This is a genomic window from Micromonospora trifolii, assembly GCF_050516465.1.
Lineage (GTDB): Bacteria > Actinomycetota > Actinomycetes > Mycobacteriales > Micromonosporaceae > Micromonospora > Micromonospora trifolii.
In genome coordinates this window covers 4,572,129-4,587,677 of the sequence record NZ_CP191526.1, presented here as the reverse complement: position 1 = coordinate 4,587,677, position 15,549 = coordinate 4,572,129, and the positions used below count along the sequence as shown (strand labels likewise).

Here is a 15,549-nt window from a genome sequence, read left to right as displayed (position 1 = left end):
TGACCCCCGGCCGGAGGGCTGGCCGGCGTCGGACCGCCAACTAGGCTGACGGTCATGACGGGCAGGGTGGCAGCGGTGAACCTCGGCATCGTGACCGAGGCTGGGTGGGCCGGCGACGCGAGCGGTCGCAGCGGCATCGACAAGCGGCCGGTCGACGGCCCGGTGCCACTGCTCACCGGCGGCCTGGCGGGCGACTTCATCGGCGAGCGGGCCCACCACGGTGGCCCTGACCAGGCGGTCTACGCCTACGCGGAGGAGGACGCCGCCTGGTGGGTGGCCGAGTTGGGCCGCGCCATACCGCCCGGCGGCTTCGGCGAGAACCTGACCACCTACGCGATCGACGTGACGGGTGCGGTGATCGGCGAGCAGTGGCAGGTCGGCTCCGCCCTGCTCCAGGTCACCAAGCCGCGCACCCCCTGCACCACCTTCGCCGGGTTCTGGGGCGTACCGGATCTGATCAAGCGGTTCACCGTTCGGGCATCGCCCGGGGCCTACCTGCGGGTGCTGCGCGAGGGGGAGGTCGGCGCGGGCGACCCGGTCGAGGTGGTGGACCGGCCGGCGCACGGTGTCACCATCGGCGAGGTGTTCCGGGCGACCAGCCTGGAGCCGGAGTTGCTGCCTCGGCTGCTCGACGCCGAGGACCTGCCGGCGCCGATCCGGGAGAAGGCCCGACGACGCCTCGCCGCCCGCGGCTGACCGGCCGCGACGACCGCCGACGCGACGGGACCCGGGAAGCACCGACGGGCACGCTACCGATTCGGCCCGGAAGAACCCGACGACGGGCCCGACGGGCGACTTGCCCGTATTGTCCCCACAGAGGGTGTGCGGCGGGGACCGGGTGGAGCGCGATGTCGATGGCGACGGACGGCGGTGCCGCAGCGGCGTCACACCCCGATCCGGGCCTGGAGCGTCCGGCGTTCCTGGAACTCTTCTTCGACCTCGTCTACGTTTTCGCCCTGGTCACCTTGGCGACGGTGCTGGCCGACAACCTGACCTGGACCGGCATCGTCGAGACGCTGGTGCTGCTGCTCGGGTTCACGATGATCTGGGCGTTGACCGTGTGGGCGGCGGACAGCGTCGACCTGACCCGCCCGATCGGGCAGGGGCAGTTCATCTGGGTGGCGGCGGCCAGCCTGCTGTTGGCCGCGCTCGCTGCCGACGCGTACGGCGACCGCCGACTGCTCTTCGCGACCACGTACGTGGTCATTCACCTCAGCACCACGGCCTACTACGTCCTGGTCGTCTCGTCGAGGAGATTGCCGCGTCGCACCATCCGGATCCAGATCTGGGAGGGCATCGCCGGCATCGGCTGGATCGGTGGGGCGCTCGTCGGCGGTTCGGGGCAGTTGGCGATCTGGGCGCTCGCTGTCGCCGTCGAGTACTCCGCAGCCGTGTGGGGCTGGCCGGTGCCCGGGATCGGCCGCTCACGGCCGCGCGACTGGCGGCTGGTCGGCGGGCGGGTGGCCGAGCGTTACCGGCAGTTCGTCATCGTCGCGCTCGGTGTCTCGATCTTCGTGACCGGTACGACCTTCAGCATGAGCGAGTACACGCTGGAGCGAGCCTGGGCGTTACTCGTGGTGTTCACCACCATCGTGTTGATGTGGCGGATCTACATCTACCGCGCCGGTGAGCTGCTGACTGACGCGATCGCCCGGTCGTCCAACCCCGCGCTGCTCACCCAGTCCGCCGCGGTCACCCATCTGATCATGGTGGCCGGAATAGTCGGCGCGGCGGTCACCAGCCGGCTCGTGGTGGGCCGCCCGTTGGGCGAGACCCCGCCGTCGTGGGCCGCGGTGATCCTCGGCGGACCCGCGTTGTACCTGATCGGTCGGGGCGTCCTCGATTTCACCGTGTTCGGACGGATCTCGCGGTCCCGGTCGGCCGGGCTGGTGCTGTTGGCGGCCGTGGCGCCGGCAACGCCCCTGCTGCCGCCGGTGCTGGTCGCCCTGCTCGCCATGACGGTGCTGCTCCTGATCGCCGCGGCGAACCTGGTGAGCACCCGGCGACACGCGCGTACGCCGGCACCGCCGATGCTGCGGTGACTCCGCACGGCGGGCGCGGACGGCCCTTCATCGTGATGGCGCGGCGGCCCCGACCAGGCGTCGGCGCGCGGCCAGCCCTTCCCCGACCAGGGTGATCAGCAGGACCAGGTTCGCCAGCGCCAGGGCGGCCAGGGGCGGGAGCAGGAGTGTGGCGGGTGCCATCAGGGCGCACAACACCACGATGGCCAGCACCCGGGACCAGAGGGTCCGGCCGGTCACCACGGCATCGAACAGGACGCTGCCGAGCAGGAACAGGACCGGTCCGCCGAGGGTGGCGACCATCAGCTCGACCGGGGCGTGGCCGAACGGCCGGTGGATGACCAGCGAGGTGCTGGTCGAGACCAGCACCACCCCGGCCACCATGACCAGATGGCTGTACGAGGTGGAGGTGCCGGAGCGGACCCGTTCCACAGTTGCGACGCTCGGTGGCGCCAGGATCCGCTGGACCCGCTGGAAGTAGAGCTGGAATAGCAGGACCGCGCTGACGAACGCGACCGCGCCGGTGGCCACCGCGCCGGCGGTGAATCCGCTGCCGGCCAGCCCCGTGCCGGTGCTCAGGATCAACTCGCCGAGCGCGACGATGAAGATCGCCCGGTGCCGTTCGGAGAGATGCACCCCGGTGAAGATCTGGCTGGCAAGCTCGGTGCGCCCCAGCCTCGGCGTCGGCCAGCCGATCCGGGCCGAGCCGAGGTCGACCGCCACCGCGAGCGACCAGAGCGCCAGTCGAGCGGTCTCGTCCACGAACACCCCGGCCACCCAGGGTGTCACGGTGACGCCGAACCAGAAGAACACCCGGATGCTCCTGGCCTGGATCGGACGGTTCACCCGGGTGCCGGGGATCAGGACGGCGTCGCGGACCAGGTGAATGCCGAAGTAGGCCGCGACGAAGAGCCACCCGTACCGACCGAAGGCGTACGGCGTCGCGATCGCCATCAGCAGGGTGCCGAGCATGACCAGCAGGGTGGTTGCCTGGATGATCGGCAGTCGGGGGTTGAACAGGTCGGTGAGCCACGCGGTCAGCACCCAGACCCACCAGGCGGCCAGCAGCAGGACGGCCGTCTGCGCCGCGCCCCGGAGGGTGAGGTTCTCGGCCAGGCTGGCAGCGAGCCGGGAGAACATGAAGATGTAGACGAGATCGAAGAAGAGTTCCAGGAAGGTCGGGTATTCCGGCTCGCCGCGGCGGCGGAGGATCCGGGGGAGCGGAGCGGATGTCACTGCGCTGCCTCCTGTGCCACCCCACGCCCTGGGCACCGCGCCCCGACCTGCGCACCCGCCACGCTACCGACAGTGCGGTCCCCGATGGTCGGGAACGGGCTCGGCCCGAACGGTCGGGTCCGCAGACGTGGAACGGCCCCCCGCCAACGCTGAGCGTCGGTAGGGGGCCGTTCTACAGGCAGGAGGGGTCAGCGGAGCCAGGGGATGTTGCGGTCGAGCAGACCGCGCTCCTTGAGCTCCTTGCGCAGCGGGATCTCGTCGTCGACGTACCCGTCCCAGTTGATGCCCCAGTAGTTGGCGGTGTGGGTGCCCTCACCGATCAGCTGGCGCTGCACCGGGGTGCGGTTGCGGTACCACTCGCCGTTCACGTCGGGGTGCAGCTCGTCCAGCGGACGGATCCACCGGTAGGTGTAGCCGACGAAGAGCATCTTGCGGGTGATGGTCGACAGGTTCGTCGACCGCGAGTGCCACTGCCGGCGGTCGAAGATGAAGGCGTCGCCCGGGTTGGCGGTGATCTCCACCGTGCCCTCCGGGTCGGGGTTCTGCACGGTGAGGTCCGCCGGCCGGGGCAGCGAGTTCTTCAGGTGGCTGCCCGGGATGACCTTGGTGGCGCCGCGACCGGTCTCGGAGAGGTCCGACAGCACGTACGCGACCTTCAGCGAGAACATCGGCCGAGGCAGGTTCGGGTCCATCGTCTCCGGGTCGGAGTTCTGCCGGTACCCGTCCTGGTGCCAACCCCAGTACGGCTTCTCCGGCTCGGCGGCCGGCGGGGTGACGTCCAGGTGGTTGTGGTGGGTGTAGATGTTCCAGCCGGCCAGCCCCCACATGTACGGGAAGGCGATCGGGTGGGTCAGCAGCTCGCCGAAGAGCTCGTCGCGCTCCAGGAAGCCCAGCAGGTGCAGGGTCCCGTCCTTCTTGGTGGTGCCCTTCGCCTGCTCCTCCGCGTAGACGCGGTCGACCGCCGCCTCCAGCGCCGCCCGGTGGTCCTCCGTCAGGACGTTGCGCAGCAGGAGGAAGCCCTGCTCGTGGAACTCCTTGCGGTCAGTGTCGCTGATCGGTTCGTAACCGGTCCGGTCGCCGTAATCGAACACCGCGTCGTACCCCTCCCCATGAGGTGAAACCTTTTCTGGCACAGGCCGCCGATCGTAACGCGGCGGCCCAGGCGTCGGGGAGGGTGTGGCGCGGGATTGGGCCACGGTGGGACCCCACGCAGCGAGAGAAACGCACAGAGTGAGATCTAGGCGATCAATAGCGGGATTTGGCACGCATTGCCCGATTGTGCGGTGACTGCCGGTTAAGAGATCCGGGTCGGTCAACCCTCGTTGAACACCTCGGCCACCACCTGGCCGGCGGGGCTCTGCCGACCGTCCACCCGGCCCCACGAGCCGTCGCGGGCGGTCCACTCCAGGTCGCCGAAGCGGACCCGCTTCACCCCGTGGTCCTGGGCGTGCGAGACCAGCCAGTGCGCGTACCGCCAGCCGTCGCGCTGGTCGCCCGGAGTCACCGCCAACCCGTTCGGGTCGGTCGGGTCGGTGCCCTTCAACCCCCAGTCCAGCACCAGGTTGCGGGTCAGCTGCGCGGCGGCCGCCGCGCCGTGCATCGCCGGGGTACGCCCTACCGAGCAGGCGACCGCGCCGCTGGCGTCGCCGAGCAGGGCCCGGCTGAGCACCTCGGAGTCGTCGGACCACTTCTGGTACGCCTCGGGGAACGCCGAACGCTGCACCCGCTGGGCGGCATCGGTGACCCGCATCTTCTCCCAGCCGCGGACCTTCTTGAGGGCCGCGTAGAACCGGTTGGCCGCGTAGCGCGGGTCGCGGATCTGCGCCGGAGTGCCCCAGCCCTGGCTCGGCCGCTGCTGGAACAGGCCGACCGAGTCGCGGTCGCCGTCGGCGAGGTTGCGCAGCCCAGACTCCTGGTACGCGGTGGCGAGCGCGACCACGACGGCCCGCTCGGGCATTCCGCGCTTCGCGCCGATCGCGGCGATGGTCGCGGCGTTGGCCATCTGGTCGGCGTCCAGCGCGACCCGTCCGTCGGCCTGCACTGTGCACTTCCGTGCCACCAACGGCAACCTGAGGTTGTCGCCTACCTGCCGTACGACGAGCCAGATCGCGATCACGGCGACGAGGATGAGCACCACTCCACCCGCCACGGTTGCCCGAGTTCGCACCCACACCCCCAGATCGACAGTTCGCCAAGCGTACGTCCCCGCAGGCCCTCTGCGGGTCGTCCGAGTGGTTCGGGCCCCGCCTGGCCGACTCCGACCGGTTCGGGGGCGGCTCCGCTGTCGCGTACCGGTTGGCGACGTTCCCGCTCCGGTCGCGATCTCACCTGCCGCGTCGTTCTGTCACCTGCCCCGGTTCGTGGCTGTCGTGAGCGTCACCGGGTAAGCGACAACGGGAAGCGATTGACCGGTCAAGGAGTTGATCCAGTTGACATATCAATCCGACCTACCACCCATACCGGGCGCGTTGGTCACCGAACGAGGAGGAGTTCCATGGGAACGCTCGACGGCAAGATCGTGCTCGTCACCGGCACCGGAGGCGGTCTGGGGCGCGTCGCCGCGCAGATCTTCGCGCGGGAGGGCGCAAAGGTCGTCGGGGCCGATATCCAGGTCGACGGCAACAACGAGACGGTCGAACTCGTTCGCAGCGCCGGCGGTGAGATGAAGGGCATCGCGCCGGTCGATCTCACCGATCCGGACCAGGTGCGCACACTCGTCGAGGACGCCGCTGCGGCCTACGGCGGCCTTGACGTGGTCTACAACAACGCTGCGGCGCTCCGCTTCGGCCCGATGCCCGACTTCTCCGTGGAGGACTGGCGCTACACCATCACCGGAGAACTCGACATTCCGTACTTCGTGTCGAAGTTCGCCTGGCCGCACCTGGTCCGGCGCGGTGGCGGTGTCATCATCAACGCCGCCTCCATGGCCGGCATGATCGCCGGTCACGTCCCACCGATGGTCGGCCACACCGCCGCCAACGCCGGCGTCATCGGCCTGACGCGACAGCTCGCGCTCGAAGGCGCGCCGCACGGTATCCGCGCGGTGGCGGTCAGCCCCGGGCCGATCGTCAGCCCCGCAAGTGAGCGTGACCTGGGCGACAACCAGGAGGCGCGGGACGCAATCACCGGCAAGACCCTCCTCAAGCGGTTCGCCCAACCCGAGGAGGTCGCCGAACTGGTGGTGTTCCTCGCCTCCGACCGGGCGTCGTACATCACCGGGGCGAACTACGCGGTCGACGGCGGCGCGACCGCCTGGTGACCCGGCCTTGGGGCGCCGCCGCTCCCGGTGGCGCCCCGACCGTCAGTTGTCGAGGGCGGGCACCCAGCGCGCCGGTCGACGTTCGCGGAACGCCATGACCCCCTCGCGCCCCTCGTCGGAGAGGAAGTAGCCGGTCGAGACGGCGGAGAGCCGGGCCAGGTCGGCGCGCAGCTCGGCGGTACCCGGTCGGCGCAGCAACTCCTTCGCGCCGGCCAGCGCCCCGGGCGCGCCGCGCACCAGCGAGTCGCAGTAGCCCCGTACCGCGTCGTCCAACCCGTCCGACGGGACCGAGGCAGTCACCAGGCCGATCTCGGCGGCGCGGCGACCGTCGAAGGTGTCGCCGGTCAGGTACAGCTCGGCTGCGGCGCGGGGGTGCAGCCTGGGCAGCACGGTCGCCGAGATCACCGCCGGGACCACCCCGATGCGTACCTCGGTGAACGCGAAGGTCGCCTCGTCGGCGCAGACCGCCAGGTCGGCGGCGGCGATCAGGCCGAGCCCTCCGGCCCGCGCCGGTCCGCCGACCCGGGCCAGCACCGGCTTCGGGCACTCCCAGAGCGCCGCGAGCACGTCACCCAGCATCCCGGCCGGCACCGTCCCGCTGGCGTACGCCGCGGCGGTCTCCTTCAGGTCCGCGCCGGAGCAGAAGACCGGGCCGGAGTGGTCGAGCACGATCACTCGGACCGCCTCGTCGGCGACCGCTTCCGCCAGCCCGGCCAGCAGCTGGGTCATCAGGCCGGTGGAGAGCGCGTTGCGGTTGTGCGGGCTGTCCAGGGTGAGGGTGGTCACCCCACGGGCCGTGGCGACCCGCACGAGGACGTCGGGAGAGGTCATGCCGGGCACACTAGTGGCCATGCCCGGCGTCCTTCCAGATGGTGAGACCGTCCCCGTCGACGGATCGTTGCCCGCCACCGCCACCACGGCGGTCGGCGCGCGCGGCTTCGGCGTGTACGTGCACGTCCCGTTCTGCGCCAGCCGCTGCGGATACTGCGACTTCAACACCTACACCGCCTCCGAACTGGGCGGCGGCGCCAGCCGCGAGGGGTACGCCGACACCGTCCTGGCCGAGCTGACGCTCGCCGCCCGGGTGCTCGGCGACACCCCGCCGCCCCGGGTCGACACCGTCTTTGTCGGCGGCGGCACGCCCACCCTGCTCCCCGCCGACGACCTGGCCCGCATCCTCGACGGCATCGACCGCACCTGGGGGCTGGCCGCCGACGCCGAAGTGACCACCGAGGCCAACCCCGAGTCGGTCACCCCGGAATCGTTGAAGCTGCTGCGGGCGGCCGGCTACACCCGGATCTCGCTGGGCATGCAGTCCGCCTCCCCGGGGGTGCTGGCGATCCTGGACCGCAAACACAGCGCCGGCCGGGCCACCGCCGCCGCCCTGGAGGCGCGCGACGCCGGGTTCGAGCACGTCAACCTGGACCTGATCTACGGCACCCCGGGGGAGCGGGCCGAGGACTTCGCCGCCTCGCTGGAGCAGGTCGTCGCCGCCGGAGTGGACCATGTCAGCGCGTACGCCCTGATCGTCGAGGACGGCACCCGGCTCGCCGCCCGGATGCGGCGCGGCGAGCTGGCGTACCCCAGTGACGACGTGGCGGCGGACCGCTACCTGGCCGCGGAGGCCGCGCTCGACGCGGCCGGGCTCTCCTGGTACGAGGTCTCCAACTGGGCCCGCACCGAGGAGGCCCGCTGCCGGCACAACCTGCTCTACTGGACCGGCGCGGACTGGTGGGGGCTGGGGCCGGGGGCGCACAGCCACGTCGGTGGGGTGCGCTGGTGGAACGTGAAGCACCCCTCGGCGTACGCCCAGCGGTTGGCCGCCGGTGCGTCTCCCGGTCTGGCCCGGGAGGTGCTCACTGTCGACGAGGCGCACATGGAGGACGTGATGCTCCGGCTGCGGCTGGCCAGCGGTCTCCCGCTGGCGGTGCTCGACGCCACCGGCCGGGCCGGCGCCGAGCGGGCGCTGGCCGGCGGCCTGCTGGCTGCCGACGAGTACGCCGCCGGTAGGGCGGTGCTCACCCTGCGCGGACGGCTGCTCGCCGACGCGGTCGTCCGCGACCTGCTGCCCTGAGTGGCCCACCGCCCCCGGACCGGGTCAGCGGTGTTCCGGACCGGCCGGGGGAGCGGCCGGCCCGGTTCACTTGATGAAGTTGGCCGTCATCGGGTAGCGGTACGGGGTGCCCTCGTTGGCCTTCATGCCGGCGATGATCCCGAACAGGATCTGGATCACCACGACGGCGATGCTGGGCAGGAAGAGCAGGCACCAGCTCACGAAGAGCAGCACGAACGCGATGATCGACCAGAGGATCTGGAAGTTCAGGGCGGCGAGGGCGTGCGCCCGGACGGTCGGCGACTGCTGGCCGCGGGCCAGGTAGGCGATCAGCGGGGCGACGAAGCCCAGCGGCCCGAAGCTGACCAGCGCGCCGAGGGCGCCGCCGAAGTGCGCGACCAGCGCCCAGGTCTTGTCCTCGTTGTTGGCGTAGCCGCCGCCGGGGCCGCCGTAGGCCCCACCGGCCGGGTAGCCGCCGGGCGGGGGATAGCCCCCGGGCGGGGGGTAGCCGCCTGCCGGAGGGTAGCCGCCTGACGGCGGTTGGTCACCGGTGGGCGGCGGATAGCCACCGGGCGGGGGATAGCCGGCCGGGCCGGGGGCCCCGGAGAGTGGTGCGGTGGGCGGCTCGGCCGACGGGAACGGGCCTGGGGAGGTGGGCTCCGGCGGGTAGTTGCCGGGGTCGCCCGACCCGGGAGGGCGAGGAGGTTCAGTCATGGATGTCACGGTAGGGGCCCGTGGCAACGCGGCACCAGAGCGACACCGCCTGGCAGTGCGGGCCGATCGGCCCAACAGGGTGGCGCGGGCCGCACCGACGGGTGGCCGTTGATCATCGCGTCGGCGGGTCCGCCGACGTAGACTGGCACTCGCTACAGTCGAGTGCCAGTACGGCCCGGCCGGCCCAGAGCGCCGGCGGCCGACGTGCGACAGGAGGTGCGGAGGATGGGTCTCGACGACCGGAAACTCGCCGTGCTCCGCGCCATCGTCGAAGACTACGTCTCCACCCAGGAGCCGGTCGGCAGCAAGGCGCTGGTCGAGCGGCACCAGCTCGGGGTCTCCCCGGCCACGGTCCGCAACGACATGGCCGTGCTGGAGGAGGAGGGCTACATCCGGCAGCCGCACACCAGTGCCGGCCGGGTGCCCACCGACCGCGGCTACCGCCTCTTCGTCGACCGGTTGTCCCGGGTCAAGCCGCTCAGCCCGGCCGAGCGCCGGGCCATCGAGCGCTTCCTGGTCGGCGCGGTCGACCTCGACGACGTGGTGCACCGCACGGTGCGGTTGCTCGCCCAGCTGACCCGGCAGGTCGCCGTCGTGCAGTACCCGAGCCTGGCCCGCTCCTCGGTGCGCCACCTGGAGCTGGTGCCGATCTCCACCACCCGGCTGATGCTCGTCATGATCGCCGACACCGGGCGGGTCGAGCAGCGACTCGTGGAGCTGCCCGGGCCGGTGCCCGCCGACGACGTCACCGACCTGCGCCGACTGATCAACGAGAAGCTCGCCAACGCCCGGCTGTCCGAGACGCCACCGCTGGTGCAGGCGCTGGTCGAGGAAGCGCCGAACGGGCTGCGTCCGACCATGACCACGCTCGCCACCGTCCTGCTGGAGACGCTCGTCGAGCGGCACGAGGAGCGGATCGCGCTCGCCGGCACCGCGAACCTCACCCGGGGCGGCCTGCTCGACTTCCAGGGCTCCCTGCGGCCGATCCTCGAAGCTCTGGAGGAGGAGGTCGTGCTGCTCAAGCTCATCGGTGAGACCGAGCCGAGCACGACCCGGGTGCTGATCGGCGACGAGAACGAGTTCGACAACCTGCGCGCCGCCTCGGTGGTCAGCACCGGGTACGGCCCGGGCACCACCATCGTGGGCGGCCTGGGGGTGCTGGGGCCCACCCGGATGGACTACCCCGGCAACATCGCCACGGTGCGCGCCGTGGCACGCTACGTGGGCGAGTTGCTGGCCCAGAACTGATTGGTCAGGGCCGACGCGGCCGGCTGCGGCCGCCGACCGGCGCAACGCGAGACGAACATGAGGACACGGAACGCAGTGGCCAGGGACTACTACGGCATTCTCGGTGTGAGCCGGGAAGCCTCCGATGACGAGATCAAGCGCGCCTACCGCAAGCTGGCGCGCCAGTTCCACCCGGACGTCAATCCGGACCCGGAGGCTCAGGAGAAGTTCAAGGACATCAACGCCGCGTACGAGGTCCTCTCGGACGACCGGAAGCGGCAGATCGTCGACCTCGGTGGCGACCCGCTCGCCCCGGGTGGCGGCGGCGCCGGCGGCCCGGGCGGCCCCGGAGGCGCCGGCCCGTTCGTCGGTTTCCAGGACATCATGGACGCGTTCTTCGGTGGTGCCGGAGGTGGCGCCCGTGGCCCACGCCCGCGTACCCGCCCGGGCGCCGACGCGATTCTGCGGCTCGAACTCGACCTGCACGAGACGGCGTTCGGCGTCGAGGCCCCGATCACCGTCGACACCGCCGTGCTCTGCACCACCTGCTCCGGCGCCGGCACGGCCGCCGGCACACACCTGGCGACCTGCGAGGCGTGCGGCGGTCGGGGCGAGGTGCAGTCGGTGCAGCGCACCTTCCTCGGCCAGGTGGTCTCCGCCCGGCCGTGCACCGTGTGCCAGGGCTACGGCACCACCATCCCGCATCCCTGCCCCACCTGCGCCGGCGACGGCCGGGTGCGGACCCGCCGCTCGCTGACCGTCAAGATCCCGGCCGGCGTCGAGGACGGCATGCGGATCCGGCTGGCCCAGCAGGGCGAGGTGGGCCCCGGCGGCGGCACCGCCGGTGACCTCTACGTGGAGATCCACGAGCGCCCGCACGACGTGTACTCCCGCAAGGGCGACGACCTGCACTGCCGGGTCACCGTGCCGATGACCGCGGCGGCGCTGGGCACCCGGCTGACCATCAAGACGCTGGACAGCGAGGAGACCGTCGACGTCAAGGCCGGCACCCAGCCGGCCAGCACGCTGCGACTGCGCGCCCGGGGCGTGCCGCACCTGCGCGGCACCGGCCGAGGTGACCTCTACGTGCACCTGGACGTGCGGACGCCCACCAAGCTCGACCCGGACCAGGAGAAGATGCTGCGCGACTTCGCCAAGACCCGTGGTGAGGAGGTCGCCGAGCTGTCCAAGCAGGGCGGCTTCTTCTCCCGGATGCGCGACGCGTTCAACGGGCACGCCTGAGGTGTCCGCACCGCTGTTCCTGGTCGAGGCGCTGCCCACCGGCGACGCGCTGACCCTGGACGGCCCGGAGGGGCACCACGCCGCCACCGTGCAGCGGTTGCGCGTCGGCGAGGAGCTGCTGCTCGCCGACGGCCGGGGTGGCACGGCCGCCGCCGTGGTCACGGCCGTCGGCCGGGGCAGCCTGGAGGTCACCATCACCTCCCGGGGGTACGCGGACGCGCCCGTACCCCGGCTGGTGACCGTGCAGGGCATCGCCAAGGGCGACCGGGGCGAACTGGCCGTGCAGGCGATGACCGAGGTCGGGGTGGACGAGATCGTGCCCTGGGCGGCCTCGCGCTCGGTGACCCAGTGGCGCGGCGACCGGGGCGTACGCGCCCGGGAGAAGTGGGTGGCCACCGCCCGGGAGGCGGCCAAGCAGGCCCGCCGGCCGTGGCTGCCGGTGGTGGCCGGTGCGCCGGACGAGTCCACCGCCACGGTGGCCCGTCGGATCGCCGGTGCCGCCGCCGGGTTCGTGCTGCACGAGGAGGCCGAGGACCGGCTCACCACCGCGGAGTTGCCCTCCACCGGCGAGATCGTCCTGGTGGTCGGCCCGGAGGGTGGCATCGCCCCGGCCGAGCTGAGCGCGTTCCGGGAGGCTGGCGGGCGACCCGTACGCCTCGGGCCGGCCGTGCTGCGCACCTCCACCGCGGGGGTGGCGGCCCTCAGCGTGCTTGCCGCCCGCCTCGGCCGCTGGTGACCCTTCGGCGGCTGGCTCGGTCAGGGTCGGGGAAACACCGGCACGACCTCTTCCTCCGGCCCTAGGTCCAGCCCGGCCGGCCCGATGATCTGCGGGTCCGGTGTGCCGACCACCTCGGGGTCCTTGCCGGTGTAGTCGAAGCGGTGCAGCACGTGCCGCATCGCCTCGAGCCGGGCCCGCTTCTTGTCGTTGCTCTTCACCACCGTCCACGGCGCGTCGGCCGTGTCCGTCCAGAAGAACATCGCCTCCTTGGCCTCGGTGTACTCGTCCCACCGGTCGAGCGAGGCGATGTCCATCGGGGACAGCTTCCACTGACGGACCGGGTCGACCTGGCGGATCGCGAACCGGGTGCGCTGCTCGTTCTGGGAGACGGAGAACCAGAACTTGACCAGCCGGATGCCCGAGCGCACCAGCATCCGTTCCAGCTCCGGTGCCTGCCGCAGGAACTCCAGGTACTCCTTGCGGCTACAGAAGCCCATCACCCGCTCCACGCCGGCCCGGTTGTACCAGGAACGGTCGAACAGCACGATCTCGCCGGCCGCCGGCAGGTGCGCCAGCCACCGCTGGAAGTACCACTGGGCGGCTTCCCGCTCGTCCGGCTTGGCGAGCGCCACCACCGACGCGCCACGCGGGTTGAGGTGCTCCATGAAGCGTTTGATGGTGCCGCCCTTGCCGGCCGCGTCCCGGCCCTCGAAGAGGATCACCAAACGCTCGCCGGACTCCTTCATCCAGTCCTGGAGTTTCAGCAGCTCGATCTGGAGCAGCCGCTTGTCGCGGTCGTACTCCTCGCGGTCCAGTCGCTCGTCGTACGGGTAGTCCTCGCGCCAGGTGTCGACGGGAGTGCCGTCGGGGCGGAGCAGGACAGGGTCGTCGTCGTGGCCATCGGCCACCCGGTAGTCGGCGGTGAGGTCCAGCAGCGCGGAGTCGGCCATGTTGGTGGGACTTACCCGCCCGCGAACCGTCAACCACCTCCCCGTCCGGGTGATCCGCCGGCGGTCGGCACGCGAGCCCGCCGCGACCGTGCGAGCGCCACGGCCAGGGACGGTCCAATGGCTGACAATCGATCAACCCTTGTGGATGGTCACGCGTACCCTGGCGCGGTGCTCGCTGCCGAGGCTCCGAAGATCACCGACTGGATGCAGGCGTGGGGAAGTGTCGTCGGCCTGCTGCTGTCGGGTCTTGCCGCAATGGCCACCTGGCTGCTGTTTCGCCATGAGATCCAGGTGCGGCGAGAGGAACAACGCGACAATGAGGCAGCTCAGGCGCGGTTGATCGTTCCGGTGTTGGACGACCTGCCTCGGGGTCTTGATGAGGTGCGAAGCTTCACGATTGCCAATTACAGTGGCGTGCCGTTCTATGACCTGCGGGTCATGCTCCTCCGGAATGAGCGGTTGATTGGCAACTATTCGTCCCCTCTCCACGTCCTGATGGGTGAGGTCAAGGGGAGCTTTTCCTATCTGGCGGTGCCAGGGGTTGACGTCGTAGGGATCGCCAAGACCGGTGATCTGGCCATCGGAGTCTATTTCACCGACGCTTCTGGTTTGCGCTGGAGCAAACTCAACCGTGAGCCACCGACTCGGGTGCGACAAGATGATCGTTGGATCGAGATTGACACTATCCGTCAACGGCAACGTGCAGCGGCGAGAGCGAGGCTTGAAACTGAGATGAAGCTGCGGGCGATGGCCCGTCGAAACAAATCAAGGTTCCGGATTGCAGCCTCGATCGCCGCAGTTGTTGCTGTGGCTGTTTTCTTGGTGTTCCTCATCTACAGGTAGGCACGCCTACCACGTCACTGTCACCCGCTTCGCGATGGCGGGTCAGCTGCGTAGGTAGGAGGCGCCGTTGAGGTCGACGATCGTGCCGGACGCCCACTCGGCCTGCGGCGAGGCCAGCCAGTGCACGGCGGCGGCGATCTCCTCCGGTTGGCCCACCCGGTCGAACGGGCTCTGCGCCCGGATCGCCGCGCCCTCCTCACCGCGCAGGTACTCGGTGACCATGTCGGTCGCCACGAAGCCCGGCGCGACGGTGGCGACCGCGATGCCGTACGGCGCGAGCGCCACGGCGAGGGACTGGCCCAGCGCGTTCAGCCCCGCCTTGCTGGCCCCGTACGCCGGCTGGTGCGGCTCGCCACGGAACGCGCCACGGGACGAGACGTTGACGATCCGCCCGCCGCGTTGGCGCATGTGCTGGGCGGCGCACCAGATGACATTGCCGGCGCCGGTCAGGTTGGTCTCCAGCACCTGCCGCCAGCGCTGCTGCCACTCCTCGTACGAGGCGCCGAAGATCGGGTGCGGGTCGTCGCGGTCGCCGTACGTCCCGGCGTTGTTGACAAGCACGTCCAGCCCGCCGAGCAGCTCGGCGGCCCGGTCCACCATGACCCGGACCGCGTCCGGATCGGTGAGGTCGGCGCGGACCACCACGTGCCCGTCGCCGGGAAGCTGCGCGCGTAGCTCCTCGGCCGCGTCGGCGGAGTCGCGGTGGTGGATGGCCACCCGGTCGCCGCCGGCCGCGAACGCCTTCGCCACCGCGCGGCCGATCCCGCGCGAGGCCCCGGTCACGAGTACCGCCCGATCCGTCATGCCGGCCATCCTGCCTCAGCCGAATGTTCCCCTGCGAACGGGCCGGCGGCGCATGCTGCGCCGGAGCGTCCCCGGCCCGTTGGTCCTTACACTGCCCCGATGGGATCCGACTGCCTGTTCTGCCGCATCGTCGCCGGGGAGATCCCGGCCACCGTGGTCCGGGAGACCGACACCACGCTCGCCTTCCGCGACATCGACCCGAAGGCGCCGGTGCACGTCCTGGTCATTCCGAAGGAGCACTACGCCGACGTCGCCACGCTCGCCCAGGGTGACCCGACGCTGGCCGCCGACGTGCTGGCGACGTCCGCCGCCGTGGCCGAGGACGAGGGGCTGCTCGGCGACGGTTTCCGGCTGATGTTCAACACCGGCGCGTACGGCGGGCAGGAGGTGTTCCACGTGCACGCGCACCTGCTCGGTGGTGCGCCGCTCGGCCCGATGCTCGCCCGGAACCTGGCGTGAACGAGCGCAGCGAGCGAACCAGC

Annotated in this window: 16 protein-coding genes; 9 read left to right on the top strand and 7 right to left on the bottom strand. The window is 71.3% G+C overall.

Going from position 1 to position 15,549, the window contains the following annotated elements:
• The first annotated feature begins 54 nt into the window (after positions 1-54).
• Positions 55-696 (top strand): MOSC domain-containing protein, encoded by a 642-nt coding sequence (locus ACQRWP_RS21245; protein WP_430497185.1) that lies wholly within the window; start codon positions 55-57, stop codon positions 694-696.
• Between the two features lie 152 nt (positions 697-848).
• On the top strand, positions 849-2,042 hold the full coding sequence (locus tag ACQRWP_RS21240; protein ID WP_430497183.1) for a low temperature requirement protein A: 1,194 nt from the start codon (positions 849-851) through the stop codon (positions 2,040-2,042).
• Between the two features lie 27 nt (positions 2,043-2,069).
• Here the strand turns inward: ACQRWP_RS21240 and ACQRWP_RS21235 are convergent, their stop codons facing one another.
• The 3 genes from ACQRWP_RS21235 to ACQRWP_RS21225 form a co-directional block, all read right to left on the bottom strand.
• Positions 2,070-3,257, bottom strand: coding sequence for a low temperature requirement protein A (locus ACQRWP_RS21235; protein WP_430497181.1), 1,188 nt, complete (start codon positions 3,255-3,257; stop codon positions 2,070-2,072).
• Between the two features lie 188 nt (positions 3,258-3,445).
• Positions 3,446-4,348 (bottom strand): phytanoyl-CoA dioxygenase family protein, encoded by a 903-nt coding sequence (locus tag ACQRWP_RS21230; RefSeq protein ID WP_091409805.1) that lies wholly within the window; start codon positions 4,346-4,348, stop codon positions 3,446-3,448.
• A gap of 221 nt (positions 4,349-4,569) precedes the next feature.
• Positions 4,570-5,430, bottom strand: a complete 861-nt coding sequence (locus ACQRWP_RS21225; RefSeq protein ID WP_430497179.1) for a hypothetical protein — start codon at positions 5,428-5,430, stop codon at positions 4,570-4,572.
• Positions 5,431-5,751: 321 nt separating this feature from the next.
• Between ACQRWP_RS21225 and ACQRWP_RS21220 the strand changes: the two genes are divergently transcribed.
• Positions 5,752-6,516, top strand: a complete 765-nt coding sequence (locus ACQRWP_RS21220; protein ID WP_430497177.1) for an SDR family NAD(P)-dependent oxidoreductase — start codon at positions 5,752-5,754, stop codon at positions 6,514-6,516.
• A 42-nt stretch (positions 6,517-6,558) separates the two neighbouring features.
• On the opposite strand, the gene ACQRWP_RS21215 is transcribed toward ACQRWP_RS21220, so the two are convergent.
• Positions 6,559-7,347, bottom strand: coding sequence for an enoyl-CoA hydratase-related protein (locus ACQRWP_RS21215; RefSeq protein ID WP_430497175.1), 789 nt, complete (start codon positions 7,345-7,347; stop codon positions 6,559-6,561).
• A gap of 19 nt (positions 7,348-7,366) precedes the next feature.
• Between ACQRWP_RS21215 and hemW the strand changes: the two genes are divergently transcribed.
• Positions 7,367-8,590: a radical SAM family heme chaperone HemW gene (hemW, locus tag ACQRWP_RS21210; RefSeq protein WP_430503246.1), complete on the top strand. Its 1,224-nt coding sequence runs from the start codon at positions 7,367-7,369 to the stop codon at positions 8,588-8,590.
• Between the two features lie 66 nt (positions 8,591-8,656).
• Here the strand turns inward: hemW and ACQRWP_RS21205 are convergent, their stop codons facing one another.
• Positions 8,657-9,283, bottom strand: coding sequence for a DUF4870 domain-containing protein (locus ACQRWP_RS21205; protein WP_430497174.1), 627 nt, complete (start codon positions 9,281-9,283; stop codon positions 8,657-8,659).
• Positions 9,284-9,508: 225 nt separating this feature from the next.
• On the opposite strand from ACQRWP_RS21205, the gene hrcA reads away from it, so the two are divergent.
• The 3 genes from hrcA to ACQRWP_RS21190 all read left to right on the top strand — a co-directional run bounded on the left by hrcA (position 9,509) and on the right by ACQRWP_RS21190 (position 12,488).
• Positions 9,509-10,531, top strand: a complete 1,023-nt coding sequence (gene hrcA, locus ACQRWP_RS21200; protein ID WP_355494003.1) for a heat-inducible transcriptional repressor HrcA — start codon at positions 9,509-9,511, stop codon at positions 10,529-10,531.
• 75 nt (positions 10,532-10,606) lie between these two features.
• Positions 10,607-11,752, top strand: coding sequence for a molecular chaperone DnaJ (gene dnaJ, locus ACQRWP_RS21195; protein WP_181518639.1), 1,146 nt, complete (start codon positions 10,607-10,609; stop codon positions 11,750-11,752).
• 1 nt (position 11,753) lies between these two features.
• Positions 11,754-12,488, top strand: a complete 735-nt coding sequence (locus ACQRWP_RS21190) for a 16S rRNA (uracil(1498)-N(3))-methyltransferase (protein WP_430497172.1) — start codon at positions 11,754-11,756, stop codon at positions 12,486-12,488.
• Between the two features lie 20 nt (positions 12,489-12,508).
• Here the strand turns inward: ACQRWP_RS21190 and ppk2 are convergent, their stop codons facing one another.
• Positions 12,509-13,453 carry a polyphosphate kinase 2 gene (ppk2, locus tag ACQRWP_RS21185; RefSeq protein ID WP_430497170.1) on the bottom strand — a complete coding sequence of 315 codons (945 nt, stop codon included), beginning with the start codon at positions 13,451-13,453 and terminating at the stop codon, positions 12,509-12,511.
• A gap of 135 nt (positions 13,454-13,588) precedes the next feature.
• Between ppk2 and ACQRWP_RS21180 the strand changes: the two genes are divergently transcribed.
• Complete coding sequence (locus ACQRWP_RS21180; RefSeq protein ID WP_430497169.1) at positions 13,589-14,263, top strand: hypothetical protein; 675 nt, start codon at positions 13,589-13,591, stop codon at positions 14,261-14,263.
• A 42-nt stretch (positions 14,264-14,305) separates the two neighbouring features.
• Here ACQRWP_RS21180 and ACQRWP_RS21175 read toward each other — a convergent pair whose 3' ends face one another.
• Entirely contained in the window at positions 14,306-15,067 is a 762-nt protein-coding gene (locus tag ACQRWP_RS21175; RefSeq protein ID WP_430497167.1) for an SDR family NAD(P)-dependent oxidoreductase, read from the bottom strand.
• Between the two features lie 99 nt (positions 15,068-15,166).
• Between ACQRWP_RS21175 and ACQRWP_RS21170 the strand changes: the two genes are divergently transcribed.
• Positions 15,167-15,526 (top strand): histidine triad nucleotide-binding protein, encoded by a 360-nt coding sequence (locus ACQRWP_RS21170; protein ID WP_430497165.1) that lies wholly within the window; start codon positions 15,167-15,169, stop codon positions 15,524-15,526.
• The last annotated feature ends 23 nt before the right edge of the window (positions 15,527-15,549 follow it).